Origin of the sequence: Aquincola agrisoli, assembly GCF_036621135.1 — a bacterium.
Taxonomy (GTDB): domain Bacteria; phylum Pseudomonadota; class Gammaproteobacteria; order Burkholderiales; family Burkholderiaceae_C; genus Aquincola; species Aquincola agrisoli.
Genome location: NZ_JAZIBG010000018.1, coordinates 1 through 1076 on the forward strand (window position 1 = coordinate 1; position 1076 = coordinate 1076).

The following is a 1076-nucleotide window of genomic DNA, read 5'->3' on the forward strand; positions in this document are numbered from 1 at the left end:
GGTGATGTCGCTGACCTGGCCGACGTCGAGCTTGGCGGCCACGCGCGGCGCGACGTTCTTGCCGCCGGCGGTGGCGGGGAAGACGAGGTGGCTGTAGTTGCCTGCGAGGGCGAGCACCTGCGCCGCGACGTTCTCGGCCAGGCCGTGGGCGAGGCCTTCGGCGTCGGCGTGGATCACTTTGGTGACGCCGGCGATCCGGGCCGCGGCCTGGGCCGCGCCCTGCGCGTTGTGGCCGGCCACGAGCACGTGGACTTCGCCGCCGAGCTGCGCCGCGGCGGTGACGGTGTGGAGGGTGGCGCCCTTGAGCGTGGCGTTGTCGTGTTCGGCAATGACAAGTGCGGTCATGGTCAGATCACCTTGGCTTCGGTCTTGAGCTTGGCCACGAGGGTGGCGACGTCGGGCACCTTGATGCCGGCCGAGCGCTTGGGCGGCTCGGCGACTTTCAGGGTCTTGATGCGCGGCGCGACGTCGACGCCCAGGTCCGCCGGCTTCACCGTCTCCAGCGGCTTCTTCTTGGCCTTCATGATGTTGGGCAGCGTGACGTAGCGCGGCTCGTTGAGCCGCAGGTCGGTGGTGACGACCGCCGGCAGCGCCAGGCTCAGGGTCTCCAGGCCGCCGTCGATCTCGCGCGTGACCGACACCTTGCCGTCCGCCACCTCCACTTTGGAGGCGAAGGTGCCCTGCGGCAGGTCGGCCAGCGCGGCCAGCATCTGCCCGGTCTGGTTGCAGTCGTCGTCGATGGCCTGCTTGCCCAGGATGACGAGGCCCGGCTGCTCCTTGTCGACCAGCGCCTTCAAGAGCTTGGCCACCGCCAGCGGCTGCAGCTCCTCTGACGTCTCCACCAGGATCGCCCGGTCCGCCCCGATGGCCATCGCGGTGCGCAGCGTCTCCTGGCATTGCGCCACCCCGCAGGACACGGCGATGACCTCGCTGGCCACCCCCTTCTCCTTCAGCCGCACCGCCTCTTCCACCGCGATCTCGTCGAACGGGTTCATCGACATCTTCACGTTGGCAATGTCCACCCCCGTGCCGTCGCCCTTCACCCTCACCTTCACGTTGTAGTCCACCACCCGCTT

General features: G+C 69.1%; 1 protein-coding gene and 1 pseudogene. Both read right to left on the bottom strand.

All coding sequences use genetic code 11. The features are described 5' to 3' along the window. Positions 1-345 (bottom strand): annotated as a pseudogene (locus V4F39_RS06265) (electron transfer flavoprotein subunit alpha/FixB family protein); the annotation flags it as partial. A gap of 2 nt (positions 346-347) precedes the next feature. Next, on the bottom strand, positions 348-1076 hold a 729-nt coding region (locus V4F39_RS06270; protein WP_332288457.1), incomplete at its 5' end, for an electron transfer flavoprotein subunit beta/FixA family protein.